The organism is Gracilibacillus lacisalsi DSM 19029 (assembly GCF_000377765.1).
GTDB lineage: Bacteria > Bacillota > Bacilli > Bacillales > Amphibacillaceae > Gracilibacillus > Gracilibacillus lacisalsi.
The window spans coordinates 194452-214420 of record NZ_KB898665.1; the positions used below are offsets into that span (position 1 = coordinate 194452).

Below are 19969 nucleotides of genomic sequence, written 5' to 3' on the forward strand. Positions count from 1 at the left end.
AATGGTTAGCAAAACTTATCAGGGTGTTAACGTCCATGCTCTCACACCTTGAAGTGGGGATTTGCCGACGATTAGCACTGTGAAAAATTAAATTTTTTAAAGGGGAGTTATCAATGAAGAAAAAATGGTTAGCATTTTTAGTTGTCTTTGTCTCCGTTTTATTTGTCTTGTCGGCCTGTGGTAGCGAATCTGAAGAAGCATCTGACAGTGGTGATGCAGAAGTATCTGGTACAGAAGAGACACCTGCAAATGACGAAGTATCTGGCGATAAACCTTATGTAGCGATTGTTTCTAAAGGTTTTCAGCATCAGTTCTGGCAAGCTGTCCAAAGAGGGGCTGAACAAGCAGCAGAAGAATTTGATGTAGAAATAACGTTTGAAGGCCCGGAAAACGAATCACAAGTAGATAAGCAAATAGAAATGTTACAAGCAGCTCTTGATAAAAATCCTGACGCGATTGGTTTTGCAGCATTAGATTCGCAAGCAGCATCACCACTTCTCGAAAACGCTGAAGAATCAGATATTCCTGTTATCGCATTTGACTCTGGGGTTGATAGTGATATTCCACTTACAACTGCATCAACGAACAACTATGAAGCAGCTGCTTTAGCTGCAGATAAAATGGCTGAATTAATTGGGGAAGAAGGGAAAGTGGCATTAGTTATACATGATCAAGTATCAGTTACTGGTGTACAACGCCGTGATGGCTTTGTGGAAACAATAGAAGAAAAATATCCTGATATTGAAATTGTAGATACACAGTACGGCGGTGGGGACCATTTAGAATCTACTAACCTCGCAAAAACAATGATGCAAGCACATCCTGATATCGCCGGAATTTATGGATCCAATGAAGGATCAGCGATCGGTGTCGTCAATGCTGTCAGAGAGTTAGGTAAAGAAGGAGAAGTTACTGTAGTTGGTTTTGACTCTGGTAAACAACAAATCGATGCAATAAATGAAGGTATAATGGCTGGTGCGATCACGCAAAATCCAGAGGGCATCGGATGTGAAACTGTCAAAGCTGCTGTAGATGCATTAAACGGTGAAGAAGTACCCGAAAACATTGACACCGGGTTCTTCTGGTATGATGCGGATAATATCGATGATGATGAGATTCAAGCTGCGATTTATGAATAACTAATTTGACAACAAAAAGTGAGGGCAAAAATAACATCGGTTATCCTCGGATGAGAATGACCTTTCCCCGGAAGTAGGTTGGCTCTTTCGGGGATATTTGCCTCTCTTCCATGGATATCATCGGTTATCCTTGAAAGAGAGTGACTTTCCCCGGAAGGAGATGGGCTCTTCCGGGGATATTTGCCTCTCTTCCATGGATATCATCAGTTATCCTCGGAAGGGAATGACTTTTCCCCGAAAGAAGATGGGCTCTTCCGGGGATATTTGCCTCTCTTCCATGGATATCATCGATTATCCTCGGTAGAGAATGCCTTTTCCCCGGAAGAAAGCGGGCTCTTCCGGAGATAATTGCCTCCCTTCCACGGAAGAGTCACCCCCGCTTTTTTCCAAGAACTCATCATCCATACACATACTAAAAACAGCTATTCCACTCATTAGCGAAATAGCTGTTTAGCTTCTAGTTATTTTTTATCCAACGGTTTCTTCCAAAAACCAATCATTAATGCCGAAATAATGGCACCAATAAAAATGGAGACGAGATACATCAACCAGCTTCCTTCAACCGTTGGAATAACAAATACCCCACCATGTGGTGCTGGTAAACCAACACCGAATAAGAATGAGAGTCCTCCTGCTACCGCAGAACCGACAACAATCGAAGGAATAACACGACCAGGGTCAGCTGCTGCAAATGGAATCGCACCTTCTGTAATAAAGAATGCCCCCAAAGCATAGTTTGTCTTACCTGCATCACGCTCTTCTCTCGTAAACTTATTACGGAAGAATGTAGTAGCAAGTGCCAACGCTAATGGTGGCACCATACCTCCTGCCATTACTGCTGCATGTGGTCCTAAATTTCCAGCCTCGATCATCGCAATACCAAATGTGAAGGCTGTTTTATTAATAGGACCTCCCATATCAACTGCCATCATACCGCCTAAAATAAGTCCTAATAATAATGCGTTAGTTCCAGTCAAACCACCGAGCCATGATTCCAGACCTGACATAATCGTAGAGATCGGTTCGATGATTACATACATGACAAGACCAGTAACAAATATGTTAATAACCGGATAAAATAAGATTGTCTTAATACCATCAAACGCTTTCGGTAAACCTGCTAAGAGTTTCTTTACACCAACTGCAACATAACCACCTAAGAAACCTGCTATTAAACCACCAAGAAAACCTGCTCCACCAGTAGAAGCCATAAAGCCACCAATCATCGCAGGTGCAAAACCTGGTCGATCAGCGATACTCATTCCAATGAAACCTGCTAATACCGCAACCATTAGACCAAAGGCATGATCCCCACCAATATTCATTAATGCTGCAGCAAATTCATTATAATCTGCACTTTCAGGATCTGCAGAGTTAATCCCAAAAAAGAATGAAATAGCGATTAAAACTCCGCCACCTACAACAAATGGCAACATATTGGATACACCATTCATTAAGTGTTTATAGAATCCTGTACGTCCCCCACTTGAACTAGACCCTTCACCACTACCATCACTTTCATAAAGTGGTGCGTTACCACTTAATGCTGTATTGATTAACTCTTCAGGCTTACGAATACCATCTGTTACCCCGCGGCGCAACACTTGCTTACCTGCAAATCGGTCTAACTCTACCTTTGTGTCTGCCGCAACAATAATTGCTTTAGCATTTTTAATTTCTTCATCAGTTAAACGGTTTTTCACGCCATCTGAACCGTTTGTTTCCACTTTAATGGATACACCTAATTCTTTAGCCTTATCCTTTAAAGCATCTGCTGCCATATAAGTATGGGCGATACCTGTTGGACAACCTGTTACAGCTAAAATTTCCGGTCCTGAAGCTTGGTTGTTTCCTTTTTCTTCTTCCTCTGCTTGTCCCAGTTTATCCTGCTCTTTTGCATCAATAATATTTAAAATTTCTGTATCGGAATTCGCCTTCATTAATTGGTTGCGAAAGTCTTCATCCATCAACAATGTCGATAATCTTGACAGTGTTTGTAAATGATCATTGTTCGCACCTTCACTGGCAGCAATCATGAAAAATAAATGTGCCAGCTGACCATCTAACGAATCATAGTCTACACCTTCTTTTGATCTTGCGAAACAAATAGCCGGAGTGGAGACAGCACTTGTTTTCGCATGTGGAATCGCTACGTTCTCTCCTACTCCTGTACTGCTTTGATTCTCGCGGTCCCAAATCGCTTTGGTAAATTGTTTTTTATCATGAACATAATTGCCTTCTGCTAATTTATTTGTCATTTCATCTATGATTTCTTCTTTTGACTGAGCGTTTGCTTCTAAAATAATAATGTCACGCTTCAAAAGTTCCGTTATTTTCATAGCCCCTCTTCCCTTCTTTTTATATTTATAGATGTGTTACCTGAACCTGTGAGAGCAATAATTCTACTTCTTCTTTCGTACACAATGTTTTAGAAAATGCGGTAGCACTCCCTGCCGCAACTGCATATTTAGCGGCTTCTTCAGCATTATCTGATTTTTGCCAACTGTAAATAAATCCAGCAACTGCAGAGTCACCAGCACCAACTGAGTGTATGGCTGTTCCTTTTGGTGCACTTAATTTCATTACACCTTCTTTACCAACATAAATAGCTCCTTCTTTCGCCATCGATACTAACACATGATCAATCTGCTGCTCTTGATGAAGCCTGCTAGCTAATTGAACTACATCTTGATCATCCTTTACCTCTGTATCAAATAGTTCCGCTAATTCATGATGGTTCGGCTTAATAAATGCAGGACTTGCATGAATTGCTTCTTCTAAAGGTGCTCCACTCGTATCTAAGATTGTCATAACTCCTTTTTGTTTCAGCATCGCGACAATTTCTTTGTATACGCTTGTTGATAACGAACTTGGTAAACTTCCTGCCAATACCACGATGTCCCCACTTCGTAATAGGTCAAACTTAGTGAGAAATTGCTTGTATGCTTCCTCATCTATCGTTGGAGAGACACCATTTACTTCCGATTCTTCCCCATCAGCTTTAAGTTTTACATTTATTCTTGTATCTTGTTTTAGGGAAACAAAATCATGTTTAATCTTCATCTCTGTTAAATAATCCGTAATAAATTTCCCAGTAAAACCACCAACAAAACCTAATGCTGTCGATTGAACACCAAAGCGATCCAAGACACGAGAAACGTTGATCCCTTTACCACCAGCTTCCTTATAGTCTGACTGACTTCGATTCACTTCTCCCGGATGGAAGGCATCAAGACTAACTACATAATCAATGGCTGGATTGAATGTCACGGTATAAATCATAACGGCACCACCTCCAAAGTTGTTTGCTTACTAATCATTTCTTGTTGTTCGTCTGATAAACCGTTTGTCGTAATGATATGAACACTTGCTAAATCGGCTACATTAGTGAAAGATACTTCTCCAAACTTAGATGGATCTGCTAATACATATTTTGATTGGGATTGTGACAATGCTGCTTGTTTGACACTTGCCTCTTCCGGATCCGGTGTTGTTAAGCCTTGTTCAGGATGGATACCGTTAATACCTAGAAAGCATTTATCAAGTCGATATTCTTTGATGGCTTCGACAGCTTTCGTTCCTACAAGCGCAGCAGTCCCCTTTTTAGCCTTCCCGGAAATACAATACGTTTCAACCCCATATTCAATAAGGAATTGCACATGAGGGATTCCATTGGTAACAACCATGACCGATTTATCCTTTAAAAAAGGAATTAATTCTATAGTGGATGAACCAGCATCCAAATAAATGGAGTCACCTTCTTCTATAAAAGAGGCAGCTTTTTGCGCAATCACGCTTTTTTCTTGTTGATTGATCGTCGACTTTTCGAGTAGTGTTGGTTCTTCTCGTTTTTTCTTTAATAATGATGCGCCGCCATGAACGCGTTTAATATATTGAAGCTTTTCTAGCTCTGTTAAATCTCTACGAATAGTTGATTCCGAAGCATTGGTAACTTCACACATTTCTTTCACTGTTACGACATCTTTTTCTCTTAATAAAGATAATATGATTTCTTGCCGTTCAATCGTCAACATAAGTCACTTCTCCTATTAATAGGTTAATCGCTTACAATCATTTTACAACCATAAACAATCATTGTCAATCACTTTTGATCATAAACAATCAATAACAGTCACTACCTCTATTGCACCATATGTTATGATGAGTACAGTACATAAGAAAGAAGGTTCATCTCATGAAGAATCTTTACATCTTTTTTGCTTTTATTTTTCTCTTACACATCTTTTCGGTATTTTATCCAAACCCTTATCTATCATACGTATTAGGAACTCTGTCCATCGCCATGCTTGCTATCAGTTATGGAAGAGCCTCTCGCTTGTTTCAAATTTTAGGTTTAGGCTTTTCTATTGTGGGGATAATGTTATTTTTCTCTACTAATTTAACAGTTTGGGAAGTTGTTCCTATGCTTGCGGGGAACTTATCTTTATTAACATTGCTAGCCGTATTACCTTGGATGAATAGTGCCGTTGCAGCGGGACGTTTTGATAAACTAATGCAGCATTTGTTAAAAGGAAATGTGCGTAATTTGGGCCAATTGTATCAACGAAGCACTACAGCGATGATGTCATTAACAGCTTTTTTAAATGTATCTTCTGCAACGATTGCCCAGGATGTTTTAGTCGATAATTTAAAGCCGATTCAAAAGAAAATTGCTAATAAAATTATTATGATGGCAACGTTGAGAGGGTATTCGCTGGCATTACCTTGGAGTCCTTTAGAAGTGTTACTGGCTATGGGGATTTTTATTACCGGAGTCAATTACGCGACATTATTACCGTGGATGATTCTTATCACCGTTCTCATGTATGGTCTCGATAGCTTGTGGGGGCGATTATATTTTAAGCAATATCCTTATCCCGAAGACAATCATACTGCCCTTCACCAACAAAACAATCAAAATCGGTCAAAAATCATTCAATTGGTGATTGCACTATGTTCTTTTCTCCTATTAGTAATCATGATTGGTAATGTATTTAACTTAGAATTTATCTTGACTGTAACGTTATTAGTATTTCCTTTCGCCTGTTTATGGGCACTTGCGATCGGCAGGTGGAAAAGCTTTTGGACAATCGGCTGGAATCGCTGGAAGAACAGTATGAATAATATGGATAATTTTATTGTGTTATTTGTCACTTTAGCACTATTTACTAATACATTAAATGAATCACCTGCCCTATTGATGTTACAGGATCCGATGTTATTAGTTGCTGATTATCCAATTTTAATTTTAATCATGATTCAATTGCTTTTCGTCGTATTGAGTATGTTTGGTGTTCACCCTGTTGCAACAATGGGAATTTTAAGCGGGATCAGCCCGATGTTAATGGAAATTTTAAGCCCGTTAAGTCTTGCTGTGAGTTTAATTATTGGTGGGGTCTCCACTGTACCAATTGGGACATATGGACTTGTCGTCACGATCACATCAATGAGTTTGAAGCAAAGCCCTTATTATATTACCTATTATAATTTGAGCTATTCTTTTGTGTTTGGTGTGATTGGGATTATTCTTTCCTATTTGTTGATTTAAATAAAGACTATATAATGCAAGATGAAAGGTGTTATGATAATTTCAGGAGGGTTTTACCACATGATGGATATCGAACCAAATGATGTATATATAAAGGGAACTATAACTTATCAAGATTTCAAGAAATATAACCTCTATCATACAAAAAAGGGAAGAAGCGGATTCTTTATTTTCGGCGTTCTCTTTAGTTTATTTTTGGTGCTGTATAATATCGATGAACTTTTATTTCTTATACTTCCTCTTTTTATGATTTTTTCTATCATAGTAACAGGGCTTGCTACTTTAATTATAACTACTGCTGTTCGCATTCGAGCTCGTAGAGAATTTAATAGTGATCCCTTTATCAAAAGTGAAATCAGATACATAATAAACGAAAATGGAATTACTCAACAAATATCAAAGAGGGTTAATAATTATCTGGAATGGGACTATATTTTAAAGGGGTATGAACTTGACGATATGTTCCTTATCTACGTTTCTAAAAATAAGGCTATCATTATACCTAAAAGGTTTTTCAATTCGAATGATGACTTGCATGCATTTAAAAAAATCATTTCTCGAAATACTAACGGAATAAAGTTAAAGTAAAGAAGAATTCGAGAGAGCACAGCAGATAATTTGTCTTATAATCACTACATGAATCTTCTTACATATCACCAATTAAAAAGTAGCCTTAACATGCTTTTATCCTCAGCATGTTTTATTTTGGTCACATTTTATAATATTTTTTTAATTCATTTTACAACTTCAGCTCTATTAAACATTAATTTTTACTTTTTTATTTCTTGTACATAAAAATACTATGACAATTAAGAAGCTTTTTAATATATATCTATCTTAATCAAAAATTACGACTCATAGAATAAACTCAAAAAGTACAGGATAACGGTAATAGGGGGAGTTCCTATATTAATAGAACATCGGGTATCACATGGTCAGAAGGGGAGTAATTAGAAGAAGAATTCATGAAAATGAAAAAAACAAAAGAGACTCTCAAAAATAGATAATAGACTGATACTAATCCGAAGAGGTGTCTCTCTTATTAAACAAATCATATCAAAAACCTGGAAAATATTATTAACTCATTAACAAAAGTTAAATGTTTTAGGAGTGCTTATTATCTACAAACTAATGATAAAAAATCAATTAAAAACAGAATTTAAATTGTATGGGAGTGGTTTTGCTGGTGCAATAATTGCTTCTTCTTTTTTTCTGATTCGACCGTCTGAACCGGAATTATATTTGTTATATTATTTTTTATGGATGATACCATTGTGTGATACATTCATACATTTTGCTGCTTCAGAGGATGCAGCAAAAGTTTATTGGTCAAAATATGCTAATCATACACTAATATACTTTAGAATCCTATTTCTCTTTCGAATGGTACACGCTTTAGTACATATGTTATTTCTAAATATACTGAATCAAGCACATATTTTTGTTTTTGAATCTGATTTTACGAGCAATTTTTGGGGACTTCAAATTTATCTTGCTACCTTTCTTTTATACGGCTTTACTGTTGGTGCAAGTACATCCATTCGGCAAGCTAAACTTTCGCTAAAGAGAATCCAAAAACTCTCGCTAGGGTTGCTCCGTTTAATAGCCCCAATTATTCTGACAATGATAGTATCAAAGATAACTGATATCATATTTGATACAACTGCTTCCTTTACCTTATTGGGGACTTTTTTGAATATTATATTGGTTATTTTAAACTATTACTTTGTCAAAACATTCATCGACCAATCAGAAAACATGTAAGCAATTAGATTATACGTTAAAAAGGAGTTTTTTTATGTCTTATGCTGATATATTAAAGAAGGAATGGAAAAATGAAAAAAGGTCATACATCATAGGTTTTGTGGGGGCAATTGTACTCTCGCTGTATTTCTTTATCTTAAGAACGGATTCGCTAATGATATATTTCCTTTTATATGTTTATCCTGCGTTATTATGTATACATCCCGTACGCTTACCAAAACCTTACGCACAAGTTTTTTGGTCAAAGTATGCAGACGCTTTTAATTTTTATAAAGCCAAAATTACGCTACGATTTATTCAATTAATATTGCACATGCTTTTAGTGACCTTATTAAATCAAATTTACTTTCAATTCACCCATTCAAACTTCACATTTCATTTTTGGAATCATCAACCCTTTATGATTTCCGTGATGCTTTATTTATATTTGATAAACCTCGGTTTATCGTTAAAAGAAACGATTGTCTTGCAATCTAAAATTAAAAAAGTCTTTATTATCATGTTCCAATTATTCGGTGTTATCTTTTTGGGAATGTTTGCATCTTGGGTATTCGATTTTATATACTACCTTATAAATTCTACTTATATTGAGATAAAATTTATGAGGCCACTTATGTTCATTTTATTTTCAATCATGCAGCATCATTCAAATAAAATGTGGATCCGTAACTTACCGAAGTCTTTCGATGATTGATCCTCAAATGGAATAAGAAAAGACGCTGAGTAATTACCCAGCGCCTCTTCGCATTCTTATTCAACAAAACTCTCCAACGCATCATCAATCATTTGACTGTTCGCAATCGGACCTGTGTACAACCAGCTGGAATCCTGACCAAATTCATAAATATTATCATTTTGGACAGCCGGAATGTTTTGCCAGATCGAATCTTCTAATGCACTTGATTCACCATCACTATTGACTAAGATGATATGATCCGCTTCTAACTCTGCTAGTTTCTCCATGGAGATTTCTGTCCAGTTTTGTGCTGATGTTTCTGAAATTTCCGATACAACACTTGGTGCTGTTAATCCTAACTCATTATATAATAAATCGCCACTCGACAAATTCTCACTTACAATATAAAAAGTATCGGCAAATAGCCATAAAGCAGCAACCGATTCATCACCAATAGCTTCTTGAATTTGCTCTTTGGCATCCTCTGCTTTTGCATCATATTCCGCTAATACTTCATCTGCTTTCTCTTCCATGCCAAAGACTTCAGCTATAATTTGAAATTTTTCTCGCCAGTCGTTGATTTCTTCTGTTCCAACAACAAAAGTTGGCGCTATTTTATTATATTGATCATATTTATTATCTTCCACCATTCCGGCAGAATCCATTAATAACAAGTCTGGTTCAAATGAAGTAACTGCTTCATATGGTAACTCACTGGGAATGGTAGGGATGCCGTCTAAATCATCCTGCAAATACTCTTGAATATCCTCACCATCGCGAACAGACCATTGTGCAACTGGCTCTATACCTAAAGCGACTAAATAATCTTCTAGATAAGATCCGATCACTCGTTCCGGATTTGCTGGAACCTCTACTTCATGCCCCATTGCATCTGTTACAGTTCTTGTATCTTCCTCAGCTGATTGCGTATCATCAGTATTTTGATTATCTGCTGCTTCCCCTTCTTGTTCAGAAGATTCTGTATCTTCACTATTACCACAAGCCGCTAACAGAAACAAAAATGCAGCAGCTAAACATATTAACCAACTTTTTCTATATGCTTTCACTGACCATTTCCTCCTTATGCTATGTAACACGATTTATTCTTTTAAATGATAACAATTTTCATTTTCACTTACAAGTATTATTTTTTGGCAAATAAAAATAACGATACTACCAATCTCTTGTTTTTTCCCTTATACTAGAATGATAATAGTTCTCAAGTTTATTAAGGAGCATCTTACGCATGTCTTTTTCAGGAAACAACACACGAACGTCCCGACCACTAATGGCATCTTCCGTCATAATCGGTGGTTTCATTATACTACTACTCTCATTAGTGCTTTCCATTATATATGGTGCGGCAGAAGTCGATCTACCAACAACTTGGGAAGCATTAACGCAATTTGATCCAAATGAAACGGCACATCAAATTATCCGTAATTTACGTATCCCACGTGGATTAGCTGCTGCCCTAATTGGTGCAGCACTTGCAGTCTCAGGTGCGATTATGCAAGGAATGACTAGGAATGCCTTAGCATCCCCATCTATTATGGGAGTTACCGCTGGAGCTAGTTTTATGATCGCTGTCGCCATGGCGATCACGCCACAAGTTACCTCCTTAGCCATGATGATTTGGGCATTTGCCGGTGCTGGATTAGGTGCTGGTATTGTCTTTGGTGTAGGTTCTATTTCAAAAAGCGGGCTTACCCCTGTAAAACTAGCATTGGCTGGGACTGCTGTGACATCGATGTTAAGTGCACTTTCTTCAGGAATTGCAATTCATTTTAATATTGCGAAGGATATGAGCTTCTGGTATGCAGGTGGTGTGGCTAGTGTTCAATGGATTCATGTTAAATTACTGGCACCAATTGTTATGATCGGACTGATTATCGCTCTTCTACTAGCCAAATCGATTACTGTATTAAATTTAGGGGAAGATGTTGCGAAAGGGCTTGGACAACGAACGGCTATTCTAAAGATTACGGCAATGATGGTTGTGCTGTTATTAACAGGAGCCGCTGTTGCTGTCGCAGGAACGATTGGATTTATCGGGCTTGTCATTCCACACATTACCCGTTTTCTTGTCGGAGTCAATTATCGCTGGATTATTCCGGCAGCAGCTGTCTTAGGAGCTCTATTACTTGTCCTTGCTGACACTGCTTCACGCATGGTCAATCCTCCATTCGAAACACCAGTAGGAACAATGACGGCATTAGTAGGGGTTCCCTTCTTCCTCTATCTTGCTAGACGTGAAGGGAGAGGATTGTAATGGTATCACCAAAAAGAAAAACAGTATTATTAGTGAGCGGGCTTCTCCTTGCGATTATGGTAACCCTATTAATTTCACTTAACACCGGAACAATGACAATCGGCCCTTTAGATGTATGGAAAACATTAATAGGGCAAGGCAGTGACCAGAATGAACTTGTCTTATTTGATTTTCGTTTGCCACGAATGGTGATTGCACTTCTAATTGGGGCTGGCATGGCAATATCCGGAGCGATTCTACAAGGAGTAACCCATAATGAATTAGCCGATCCGGGTATTTTAGGCATTAATAGTGGGGCAGGGTTTGCTGTTGTATTATTTATCTATTTATCACAAGGAAGTACAACCTCCCAAGTATTTATACTTCCATTAGCTGCACTTGCAGGAGCGGTGCTGGCTGCGATATTAATTTATTTGATATCCTGGAAAAATGGCGTCTCTCCAATTCGATTAATATTAGTTGGTATTGGTATTAATGCTGCTTTTTCGGCTTTAATTATTGTCTTTCAATTGAAAATGGACCCGAATAATTTTACGCAGGCACAGATTTGGCTATCGGGTAATATCGCAGGAACGGATTGGACATATACTCTGGCTTTATTACCATGGATTTTAATTCTTCTGCCGGTTACCTTTTATAAATCAGGAACATTAGATACGTTACACCTTGGTGATGAAACCGCACAAGGTCTTGGAACACATGTGGAGAGAGAAAGGTTACTGCTACTTTTTATTGCTGTAGCGCTTGCCGGTGCAAGTGTTGCTGTAGGAGGAGCAATCGCATTTCTCGGTTTAGTCATTCCACATCTGGCACGAAAATTAGTCGGAGCTCAACATAAATATATGCTTATTACTTCTGCATTATTAGGGGCACTGGTATTACTCGTAGCGGATACATTAGGTCGAAATATCCTTGCACCTTCTGAAATACCTGTTGGGTTAATCGTTTCTCTAATAGGTGGCAGTTATTTCGTCTATCTTTTAATGAAATCTTAATCGTCATTTAATGAAAAATGGGAGATAATTTGTTATTTTTAATATAGTACGTACTATTAAATAGGAGTTGATGAACGGTGTATCGTAAAGTAGATGATTTTATTACTGATTGGAACAATGGGGCACAAGGTACTATCCAAGTACTCGAATCATTAACAGATGAGAAACTGGACCAAGCCATTGTAGAGGGACACAGTACACTTGGCTGGATAGGCTGGCATTTAGCAACCGCACCTGCCTTTTTCGCGGGAATTGTCGGTTTAAACGTGAAAACTTCCGGTAACCCAAGTGAAGTTCCAACAAAAGCTGAAACGATTGTCCAAGCGTATAAAACAATTGTAGATGATGTACAAAAAGAAGCTGAACTTTTAACAGATGAGCAATTAGCCGAAGAAATCGAAAGCTTCGGCAATAAAACGACTCGTGGCGCTATGCTGCGTACGTTAATTGATCATCAAACACACCATCGCGGGCAAATGACGGTACTGCTTCGTCAAGCAGGATTAAAGGTGCCAGGTGTAATGGGGCCTACCAAAGAAGAAAGTAACTAATAAAACAAGCACTTAAGACCTATCTTAAGTGCTTGTTTTATATTTATTCTGTATATTCTCTATGTGCTTCTGTTGTTAACTCAATTCCACCGCGCGCTGTCTGATAAACGGTAACTTTTAGGGAGGCAGGTTCGATTGCCCACACTATATCATCCGCTATTTGAGCTGCTAATGATTCACAAAAAGCACCGTGATCACGGAAAGACCACAAATAAAATTTCATCGATTTTGACTCTATACACTTGTGACGTGGTGTATAGGAAATTTCTACTTTTCCGAAATCTGGCTGACCTGTCTTCGGACAAACGGCAGTAAATTCTAAGGCGCGAAACGTTATATTTTGTACATTTGGTGCATCAAATGCTTCTTGTTTTAAAACTTCTTTTCCTTCTTCGACGCTACTTGGTCTAGGCATTGGACCTGACCTTGGTAAGTAATAATTCTCTGACATTTAGATTCCTCCTAGTTTTGTTAAAGCAGGATGGTTGCGAACTGCTTAAATTAGTCTAAAGAAGCATTATAGCAGAACTTATGGGAATTGCCAATCTGACCATTACCATCTAATTCTTGGAGGAATCTCTACTACGCTATAGCAATTTACTTTTACTGATGTTCTTTTTCAAATTTTTGCATAAAAGTAATCAAATCTTCTACCCCTTGTACAGGCATCGCATTGTAAATACTAGCACGCATACCACCTACAGAACGGTGGCCTTTCAACGTTTCTAGCCCCTCAGCTTGTGCTGCTTTAATAAATGCAGCATCTAGGTCATGATCTGGAATGACAAAAGGAATGTTCATAAGTGAACGACTATCTTCTTTTACTGGTGAACGGTAAAAATCAGATTGGGCAAGATAATCATAAAGTAATCCCGCTTTCTTTTCGTTACGAGCTTGCATTTCTTTTAACCCACCTAGTTCTTTCAACCATTCGAAAACAAGCTTTGCTATATAAACGCCAAATGTAGGTGGTGTATTATAAAGTGAGCCACTCTCACTATGTGTCTGATAATCCAGCATAGTTGGACACTGTTCAGAAGCGTTGCCGATTAAATCATCACGAATGATCACGACAGTCAAACCAGCAGGACCGATATTTTTTTGTGCACCAGCATAGATTACACTAAATTTAGAAACATCGATCTCTTCAGATAAAATATTAGAAGACATATCCGCAACTAATGGCACATTACCAGTATTAGGAATCTCGCAGAATGCTGTACCTTCAATCGTGTTATTGGTTGTAATATGCACATAATCCGCTTCTGGATCAATGGTGCTTGTACTAACTTCAGGAATATAAGTGAAGTTCTCGTCCTCAGAAGAGGCAATCTCATTTACTTCAATAAATTTCTTCGCTTCTTTCATTGCTTTTTTAGACCAAGAACCAGTATTCACATAATCTGCCTTACCATTTTTCTTTAAATTCAATGGAACTGCAGCAAATTGCTGAGAAGCACCACCTTGGACAAACAGTACTTTGTAATTGTCAGGGATATTCATTAATTCACGCAAAAGCTTCTCTGCTTCGGTAATAATATCGGTAAAAAGACCTGACCGGTGACTTAATTCCATCACAGACATGCCAGAGTCTTTGTAATTTGGCAATTCTGCTTGAGCTTTTTCTAAAACTTCTAATGGTAACATGGAAGGCCCTGCTGAGAAATTGTGTACTCGTTTCATCTTTAACCACACTCCTAATTAAAATTAAATAGAAAGAGGTAAGGAATAATTCCTTACCTTTGCCCAGGCGAGCGGCTATCGATACTACGTGCTCCCTTGCGGTTGATCCGCACCCTCGCCAGTTACACGCAGCCTTTAACTTTGTGAAAATTATAACAATATTCACACAATTTTTCAATTAAATTTTTCGTAAATTTTCAAAATAATACTTCGCTAATGCTCTTATCAAAAAATAAGTAAGAAAATCGTAACAGTTTCCGTTTGAAAAGTGTGATAAAATGGCTAAAGGAGAAAAAACGCTAGGAATGATAACATGCAGACAATTATCTTTGATGTCGATGACACATTATACGACCAGTTACAGTCTTTTCGTAATGCTGTTTATCAACAATTAAGCACATCTTTCACAGAGTCCGAAATCGGACCTTTATATAAAGCTAGTAGAATGTATAGTGATGAGGTCTTTGAACCATATATGAACGGTGAAATCACTGTACTTGAATTACAAACCTATCGCATTACGAAAGCATGTGAAGATTTTGGAATAAACCTTAGTTATGAGCAAGCGGTTCGGTTTCAAGAGGTTTATTTGGCGGAACAGAGAAACATACAATTATTGGAGCCCATGAGACAACTGTTAGAACAATTGTGCGAGCAAGATAAACAGTTAGCAGTTTTAACCAATGGTGAGCTTAATCACCAGATGATGAAAGTCAAGCAACTGCAACTCACCAACTGGATTCCTGCTGAACATATTTTTGTCTCAGGAGATATCGGGCACTCGAAACCGAGTATTGAAGTTTTTGAACATATTGAAAGAAAACTACATTTAAATAAACAAAAAACACTGTATATTGGCGATTCATTTGAAAATGACATCTATGGCGCAAAACGAGCAGGGTGGAAAACCGTTTGGATGAACCATCGAAAACGAAATGTACCACAACAGGATATAAAGCCTGATTATATCGTGGAAAGGCCAGATGACATTTTAACAATTGCCAGTGAGTGGCAAAATTAAAAGCGTGTAAAATATCGTGAAACATCATGATTGGTGGCTTTCATTTTTGGAGTGAGATTGTTGAATTCAAAAAAAGTATTAGGTATATTGTTTGCCGTCATGTTCTTTGTGATGGTTGGATTTGGGATTATTATTCCTGTCTTGCCTTTCTATGCAGAGGAACTTGGCGCATCACCATTTGAGTTAGGTTTATTAATGGCAACTTATTCTGTCATGCAATTTTTGTTTGCCCCGATGTGGGGGAGAATTTCTGATAAAATTGGGCGCAAGCCGGTATTAATGATTGGAATCGCCGGTTTAGGCTTGTCCTTTTTCTTACTTGCTTTAGCAACTCAATTATGGATGTTATTTGCTGCTCGTATTATTGGTGGCTTATTATCCGCTGCCAACATGCCGACAGTAACAGCATATGTGGCAGATATAACTAGTGAAGAAGATCGTGGAAAAGGAATGGGAATTATCGGTGCAGCTGTAGGGCTTGGTTTCATCTTCGGACCTGCAATCGGAGGAGTCTTTTCTTCTGGCAATTTAGCTATTCCGTTTTATTTATCCGGGATATCTTCCTTAATCACCTTTTTACTAGTTGCAGTTGTGTTAAAAGAATCCTTAACGGAAAAAGGCGCTTCTCAGGAGAAAAAGCGTCCATCCTTACTGGAAGCATTCAAATCACCAAATGCGAATCTTTTTATTTTGCAGTGGTTTGTATCCGTATCGCTAGCAGGGCTTGAAGCGACATTTGCCTACTTCGCATATGACCGCGCCGGTCTTGGCACTGTGGAACTTGGCTATATCTTTATGATTATGGGTTTGGCAGGCGCAATTGTTCAAGGCGGTTTAGTTGGTCAAATGACGAAAAGATTAGGCGAAGGAAAGGTTATTCAAATCGGTATTATAGGCTCTGCTGTCGGTTTCACCCTTATTTTATTTGTACAGGATTTCCTTACCGCAGCAATATTCCTAACAGTTTTCGGTTTAGGAAATGGATTGATTCGCCCAAGTGTATCTTCCTTATTAACAAAAAAAGCAACATCTGGCTATGGGCAAGTTACTGGTCTATTATCGTCCTTCGATTCTTTAGGTCGAATTATTGGACCACCACTTGGCGGAATGTTGTACGGCATTGCGATTTTTATGCCATACGTATCTGGAATCATTTTATCCGTCCTTGCTCTAGGTATTTATTATCTTTATATGAATCGTACAAATGCTCTAGAAGGACACGCATAATACGGAAAGCATGTTATCTGAAAGGATTACATGCTTTTTTTGTGTATTCAACTTAAGTCCAATTAATGTATAATAAGAGTTATCGTAAGGAGGGATTCAAATGTCTATCCCAAAACCACTCGTCCAAATGAATCAAGTATTTATACTGACCACTGTTTTGTTAGGGTTGTTCGTTCACCCAGTCATTCTCATACTGCCCTTTATCACCGGTGTCCTTACATTAATAACGAAAAACAATCCAATAATACGAATAGGAAAAAACTTTTTAAAGAAGCCAGCCAGTTCTTATCCACCTGAAGATAAAGCACAACAACTTTTCAATCAGTGGATTGCTACAGTTTGTATCGGCTTGTCGCTAGTATTCTTCATCTTGCAGATCAACTGGCTAGCTTACACCTCCAGCATAATGGTTGCTATAGCATCTGGGCTCGCCCTTGCTGGATACTGTATTGGGTGTACGATCCGTTACCGGTACATGATGTGGAAATATAGAAGAAGGTCAGAGAGACAAGGTTAGCTATCTGTTTTTCATCCAAGCATGCTCGCAATATAAGATGGCATGCTTTTTTCTCATTGCCTGTTGTACAAAGATATTTCTTCTACCTGAAGCAACGAAGAGAATATCCGCATAAAGACCTCATAACGATCTTCTTCATCATGGAGTTGTTCCTGGTAATGTCTTAAATGTTGGGCAACATCTTCTCTAGCACTCATATCAAATTGATAAAACAATCCAATCGGGAAATATAAAGAATCACAAAAGGGTAGTAACGTACTAACTGCGATGGAACCTGGCTTTGGAGCAGGAAATGTGGGTAGTGGAAGGAAAATTTCTAATGTTTTCTCTGTCTCAATATCGACTGCAACAAAGGCATTTGCACCAAATTGATTACCGATAAAGTAATATTTTGGCATTACCGTTCGCCACTCCTGAAACCAAGATCTTAAAATGGGCCATTTTTGAAAGTATCGCTTATTTTCATTGACAAAGTCTTGGATACAATTAAAGGAAGGATTTAACTTTACTTCATAGGCGAGGCGCCACCAAAATAAATTTTCTATAATAGGATCTTGCTTATGGAAGGGGACATGATAATCATTAGCAAATTCTTCGAAAGCTGGGATAAGGTCTGGCAAATATTTTTCATACGCGTATTTCACAAACTTCAGATAAACATTCGTTAGTAATTCTCCCCGAAGTTCTTCTGACATTCCTTTGTTATGCCGGAACTTAACAGTCCTTGCTCGCGATTGTGAAAACTGGATGCCATCTTTTTCATTTTTATCAGGCATTTCATCAATCCTCTCTTTTGATATTTTTATGCACACATATATTATTCGAGGTAATCTTGCAAATTCCTGCAAAAAATATAAAAAGGTAGAGTTGATTATATCTCCTCTACCCCAGTTCCATCCAACACTCTCAGCCGATAACTATTTTTAGCGGTTTGCCCGAGTTGATCGAGAAGATTATAATTGGCGTAAGCCCCAACGATGGCTCCTAAACCTGGTACCATTTGCAGCAATTTAACGAGGTCGATGTAGTCTCGGTATTCCTGCTGAAAGACACGCCAATCCATATCTGCCAAACGGTCTTTCTCTTCCTCCCAATGCTTAATCAAATGATATACCTCTCTCCTTTTATCATCATTGGAAAAAGCTAGTTGAAATACATGTAAGATAAACAGCCTTTCCTCATAATTCGATGTATCAAAGCCATAAATTGTCGCTACTTCAAATAAAAATTTCATCTTAATGGATAGTAATAGTGGAAAATCTGCCAAACCTAAAAAGATACCACCTGCTCCAGTTCCAGCACCTTCAATCATAGCGGTCTTACGGTAGTTCTCTAGTTTCTGTTGCATTAATTTTTCCTTATCCTCTAACAAAATCCCAGAATCCTGGCTCTTTCTTGTGGTAAAATCAGAACCAACCAATGTTGTTTGAACCATATGCTTAATCGCTTCTGTCATGATTTGATGTGCTTTCTCCGGTATATAACTGTTGATTTTATTTTGGGCTTTTTTCGATAATTGTTGAAAGGTACTTTTTTTCTTTAAAATTTTTAATTCCCAATCAAGCATTTCTTGGTATGCTTGTTGTTCATATTGATTCATGTCGCATCTCTCCATTTTTATTCTTAGTCATTCATACGCACAGATGCTCAAAAAGTTTCAAAAACCTCTTGACCCTCACGTTACGTTATAGCTTAAGCTTTATTTGAAAGGGTGATCAGTATGCAAGTGAAAGAAGTCGCTGCATTAACTGGTGTAAGTGTGCGCACCTTACATCATTATGATGAAATCGGACTATTATCGCCAACTAAATCCGCGGAAAATGGCTATCGGATCTATTCCGATGAAGATCTGGCAACCCTTCAACAAATTTTATTTTTTCGAGCATTAGATTTTCCATTAAAGAAAATCAAAGAAATCATGTCTAGTTCTCATTATAACCGATTAGAAGCACTAGAAATGCAACGAAATATGTTATTGGATAAACAAAAAAATATTACGACTATGCTCGAAACCATTGAAAAAACGATTGAAAATGAGAAAGGAGTTTACCACATGAGTCAAGAGGAAAAATTTCAAGGCTTTGATTTCAGCTACAATCCCTATAAAGAAGAGGCAAGAAAACGCTGGGGAGATAAAAAGGTAGATGAAGCAAATCAACAAGTAAAAACTATGACGAAGGAACTGCAAGATGAAATGAATCAGATCTACAAAGACTTAGCGGACATCCGCCATTTAGATCCCACTTCAAAAGAAGCACAGCAAACTATTAAGAAGTGGTATGATTTCTTAAATGACCATTTCACTACCTATACACCTGAAGCTTTTGAAGTTTTGGGCCAGATGTATGTTCAAGATGAACGTTTCACCAAAAATATCGATCAATTTGGTGAAGGTCTAGCTCAATTTATGAGCGAAGCTATGACCGAATTCGCAGACAAACAAAAATAAGCTAAACATCCAATCAATTCTGATCTAACAGAGTAAGCACTTATTTGGTGTTTACTCTGTTTTTGCATCCCACAACATGTATTTATTGATAAAGCATGGAAAAGATAACCTTAAATCTTACTTATTT

Annotated in this window: 19 protein-coding genes and 1 riboswitch; of the genes, 11 read left to right on the forward strand and 8 right to left on the reverse strand. The window is 37.8% G+C overall.

All coding sequences use genetic code 11. The features are described from left to right. Window positions 1–113: 113 nt before the first annotated feature. Window positions 114–1139 (forward strand): ABC transporter substrate-binding protein, encoded by a 1026-nt coding sequence (locus D569_RS0107720; RefSeq protein WP_018931841.1) that lies wholly within the window; start codon window positions 114–116, stop codon window positions 1137–1139. A gap of 461 nt (window positions 1140–1600) precedes the next feature. Here D569_RS0107720 and D569_RS0107725 read toward each other — a convergent pair whose 3' ends face one another. Genes D569_RS0107725 through D569_RS0107735 form a run of 3 tightly spaced genes read right to left on the reverse strand, consistent with a single transcriptional unit; the run spans window position 1601 to window position 5173 of the window. Next, on the reverse strand, window positions 1601–3478 hold the full coding sequence (locus D569_RS0107725) for a PTS fructose transporter subunit IIABC (RefSeq protein ID WP_018931842.1): 1878 nt from the start codon (window positions 3476–3478) through the stop codon (window positions 1601–1603). Window positions 3479–3503: 25 nt separating this feature from the next. Then, window positions 3504–4421 carry a 1-phosphofructokinase gene (gene pfkB / locus D569_RS0107730; RefSeq protein WP_018931843.1) on the reverse strand — a complete coding sequence of 306 codons (918 nt, stop codon included), beginning with the start codon at window positions 4419–4421 and terminating at the stop codon, window positions 3504–3506. Beyond that, entirely contained in the window at window positions 4418–5173 is a 756-nt protein-coding gene (locus D569_RS0107735; RefSeq protein WP_018931844.1) for a DeoR/GlpR family DNA-binding transcription regulator, read from the reverse strand. Before D569_RS0107735 ends, pfkB begins: the two co-directional genes overlap by 4 nt. Window positions 5174–5334: 161 nt before the next feature. Here D569_RS0107735 and D569_RS0107740 point away from each other — a divergent pair, with 161 nt between their 5' ends. The 3 genes from D569_RS0107740 to D569_RS0107750 all read left to right on the forward strand — a co-directional run bounded on the left by D569_RS0107740 (window position 5335) and on the right by D569_RS0107750 (window position 8451). Next, window positions 5335–6687, forward strand: coding sequence for a hypothetical protein (locus tag D569_RS0107740; protein ID WP_018931845.1), 1353 nt, complete (start codon window positions 5335–5337; stop codon window positions 6685–6687). A gap of 60 nt (window positions 6688–6747) precedes the next feature. Further along, complete coding sequence (locus D569_RS0107745; RefSeq protein WP_018931846.1) at window positions 6748–7275, forward strand: YcxB family protein; 528 nt, start codon at window positions 6748–6750, stop codon at window positions 7273–7275. A 522-nt stretch (window positions 7276–7797) separates the two neighbouring features. Next, window positions 7798–8451 (forward strand): hypothetical protein, encoded by a 654-nt coding sequence (locus D569_RS0107750; protein ID WP_156822910.1) that lies wholly within the window; start codon window positions 7798–7800, stop codon window positions 8449–8451. Window positions 8452–9201: 750 nt separating this feature from the next. On the opposite strand, the gene D569_RS0107760 is transcribed toward D569_RS0107750, so the two are convergent. Beyond that, complete coding sequence (locus tag D569_RS0107760; RefSeq protein ID WP_018931849.1) at window positions 9202–10194, reverse strand: ABC transporter substrate-binding protein; 993 nt, start codon at window positions 10192–10194, stop codon at window positions 9202–9204. A 179-nt stretch (window positions 10195–10373) separates the two neighbouring features. Here D569_RS0107760 and D569_RS0107765 point away from each other — a divergent pair, with 179 nt between their 5' ends. The 3 genes from D569_RS0107765 to D569_RS0107775 all read left to right on the forward strand — a co-directional run bounded on the left by D569_RS0107765 (window position 10374) and on the right by D569_RS0107775 (window position 12945). Next, complete coding sequence (locus D569_RS0107765; RefSeq protein ID WP_018931850.1) at window positions 10374–11399, forward strand: FecCD family ABC transporter permease; 1026 nt, start codon at window positions 10374–10376, stop codon at window positions 11397–11399. Beyond that, entirely contained in the window at window positions 11399–12394 is a 996-nt protein-coding gene (locus D569_RS0107770) for a FecCD family ABC transporter permease (RefSeq protein WP_018931851.1), read from the forward strand. The genes D569_RS0107765 and D569_RS0107770 overlap by 1 nt, the downstream gene beginning before the upstream one ends. Before the next feature lie 77 nt (window positions 12395–12471). After that, on the forward strand, window positions 12472–12945 hold the full coding sequence (locus tag D569_RS0107775) for a DinB family protein (protein ID WP_018931852.1): 474 nt from the start codon (window positions 12472–12474) through the stop codon (window positions 12943–12945). A gap of 43 nt (window positions 12946–12988) precedes the next feature. Here the strand turns inward: D569_RS0107775 and queF are convergent, their stop codons facing one another. Both queF and serC read right to left on the reverse strand, forming a co-directional pair. Then, on the reverse strand, window positions 12989–13396 hold the full coding sequence (gene queF / locus D569_RS0107780) for a preQ(1) synthase (protein WP_018931853.1): 408 nt from the start codon (window positions 13394–13396) through the stop codon (window positions 12989–12991). Between the two features lie 152 nt (window positions 13397–13548). Then, window positions 13549–14628, reverse strand: coding sequence for a 3-phosphoserine/phosphohydroxythreonine transaminase (gene serC, locus D569_RS0107785; RefSeq protein ID WP_018931854.1), 1080 nt, complete (start codon window positions 14626–14628; stop codon window positions 13549–13551). Between the two features lie 54 nt (window positions 14629–14682). Next, window positions 14683–14764, reverse strand: a riboswitch (ZMP/ZTP riboswitch). Between the two features lie 177 nt (window positions 14765–14941). On the opposite strand from serC, the gene D569_RS0107790 reads away from it, so the two are divergent. From D569_RS0107790 to D569_RS0107800, 3 genes are all read left to right on the forward strand, one after another. Then, entirely contained in the window at window positions 14942–15649 is a 708-nt protein-coding gene (locus D569_RS0107790) for an HAD family hydrolase (protein WP_018931855.1), read from the forward strand. Window positions 15650–15709: 60 nt separating this feature from the next. Continuing rightward, entirely contained in the window at window positions 15710–16876 is a 1167-nt protein-coding gene (locus D569_RS0107795) for an MFS transporter (RefSeq protein WP_018931856.1), read from the forward strand. A 100-nt stretch (window positions 16877–16976) separates the two neighbouring features. Beyond that, entirely contained in the window at window positions 16977–17393 is a 417-nt protein-coding gene (locus D569_RS0107800; RefSeq protein ID WP_018931857.1) for a DUF4395 domain-containing protein, read from the forward strand. Window positions 17394–17446: 53 nt separating this feature from the next. On the opposite strand, the gene D569_RS0107805 is transcribed toward D569_RS0107800, so the two are convergent. Together D569_RS0107805 and D569_RS0107810 are read right to left on the reverse strand one after the other, a co-directional pair. Further along, the gene (locus D569_RS0107805; protein WP_018931858.1) at window positions 17447–18169 is read right to left on the reverse strand and encodes a hypothetical protein; all 723 of its coding nucleotides are present in this window, start codon (window positions 18167–18169) and stop codon (window positions 17447–17449) included. A 95-nt stretch (window positions 18170–18264) separates the two neighbouring features. After that, entirely contained in the window at window positions 18265–18993 is a 729-nt protein-coding gene (locus D569_RS0107810; protein ID WP_018931859.1) for an EcsC family protein, read from the reverse strand. A 120-nt stretch (window positions 18994–19113) separates the two neighbouring features. On the opposite strand from D569_RS0107810, the gene D569_RS0107815 reads away from it, so the two are divergent. Further along, on the forward strand, window positions 19114–19842 hold the full coding sequence (locus tag D569_RS0107815) for a MerR family transcriptional regulator (RefSeq protein ID WP_018931860.1): 729 nt from the start codon (window positions 19114–19116) through the stop codon (window positions 19840–19842). Window positions 19843–19969: the final 127 nt, after the last annotated feature.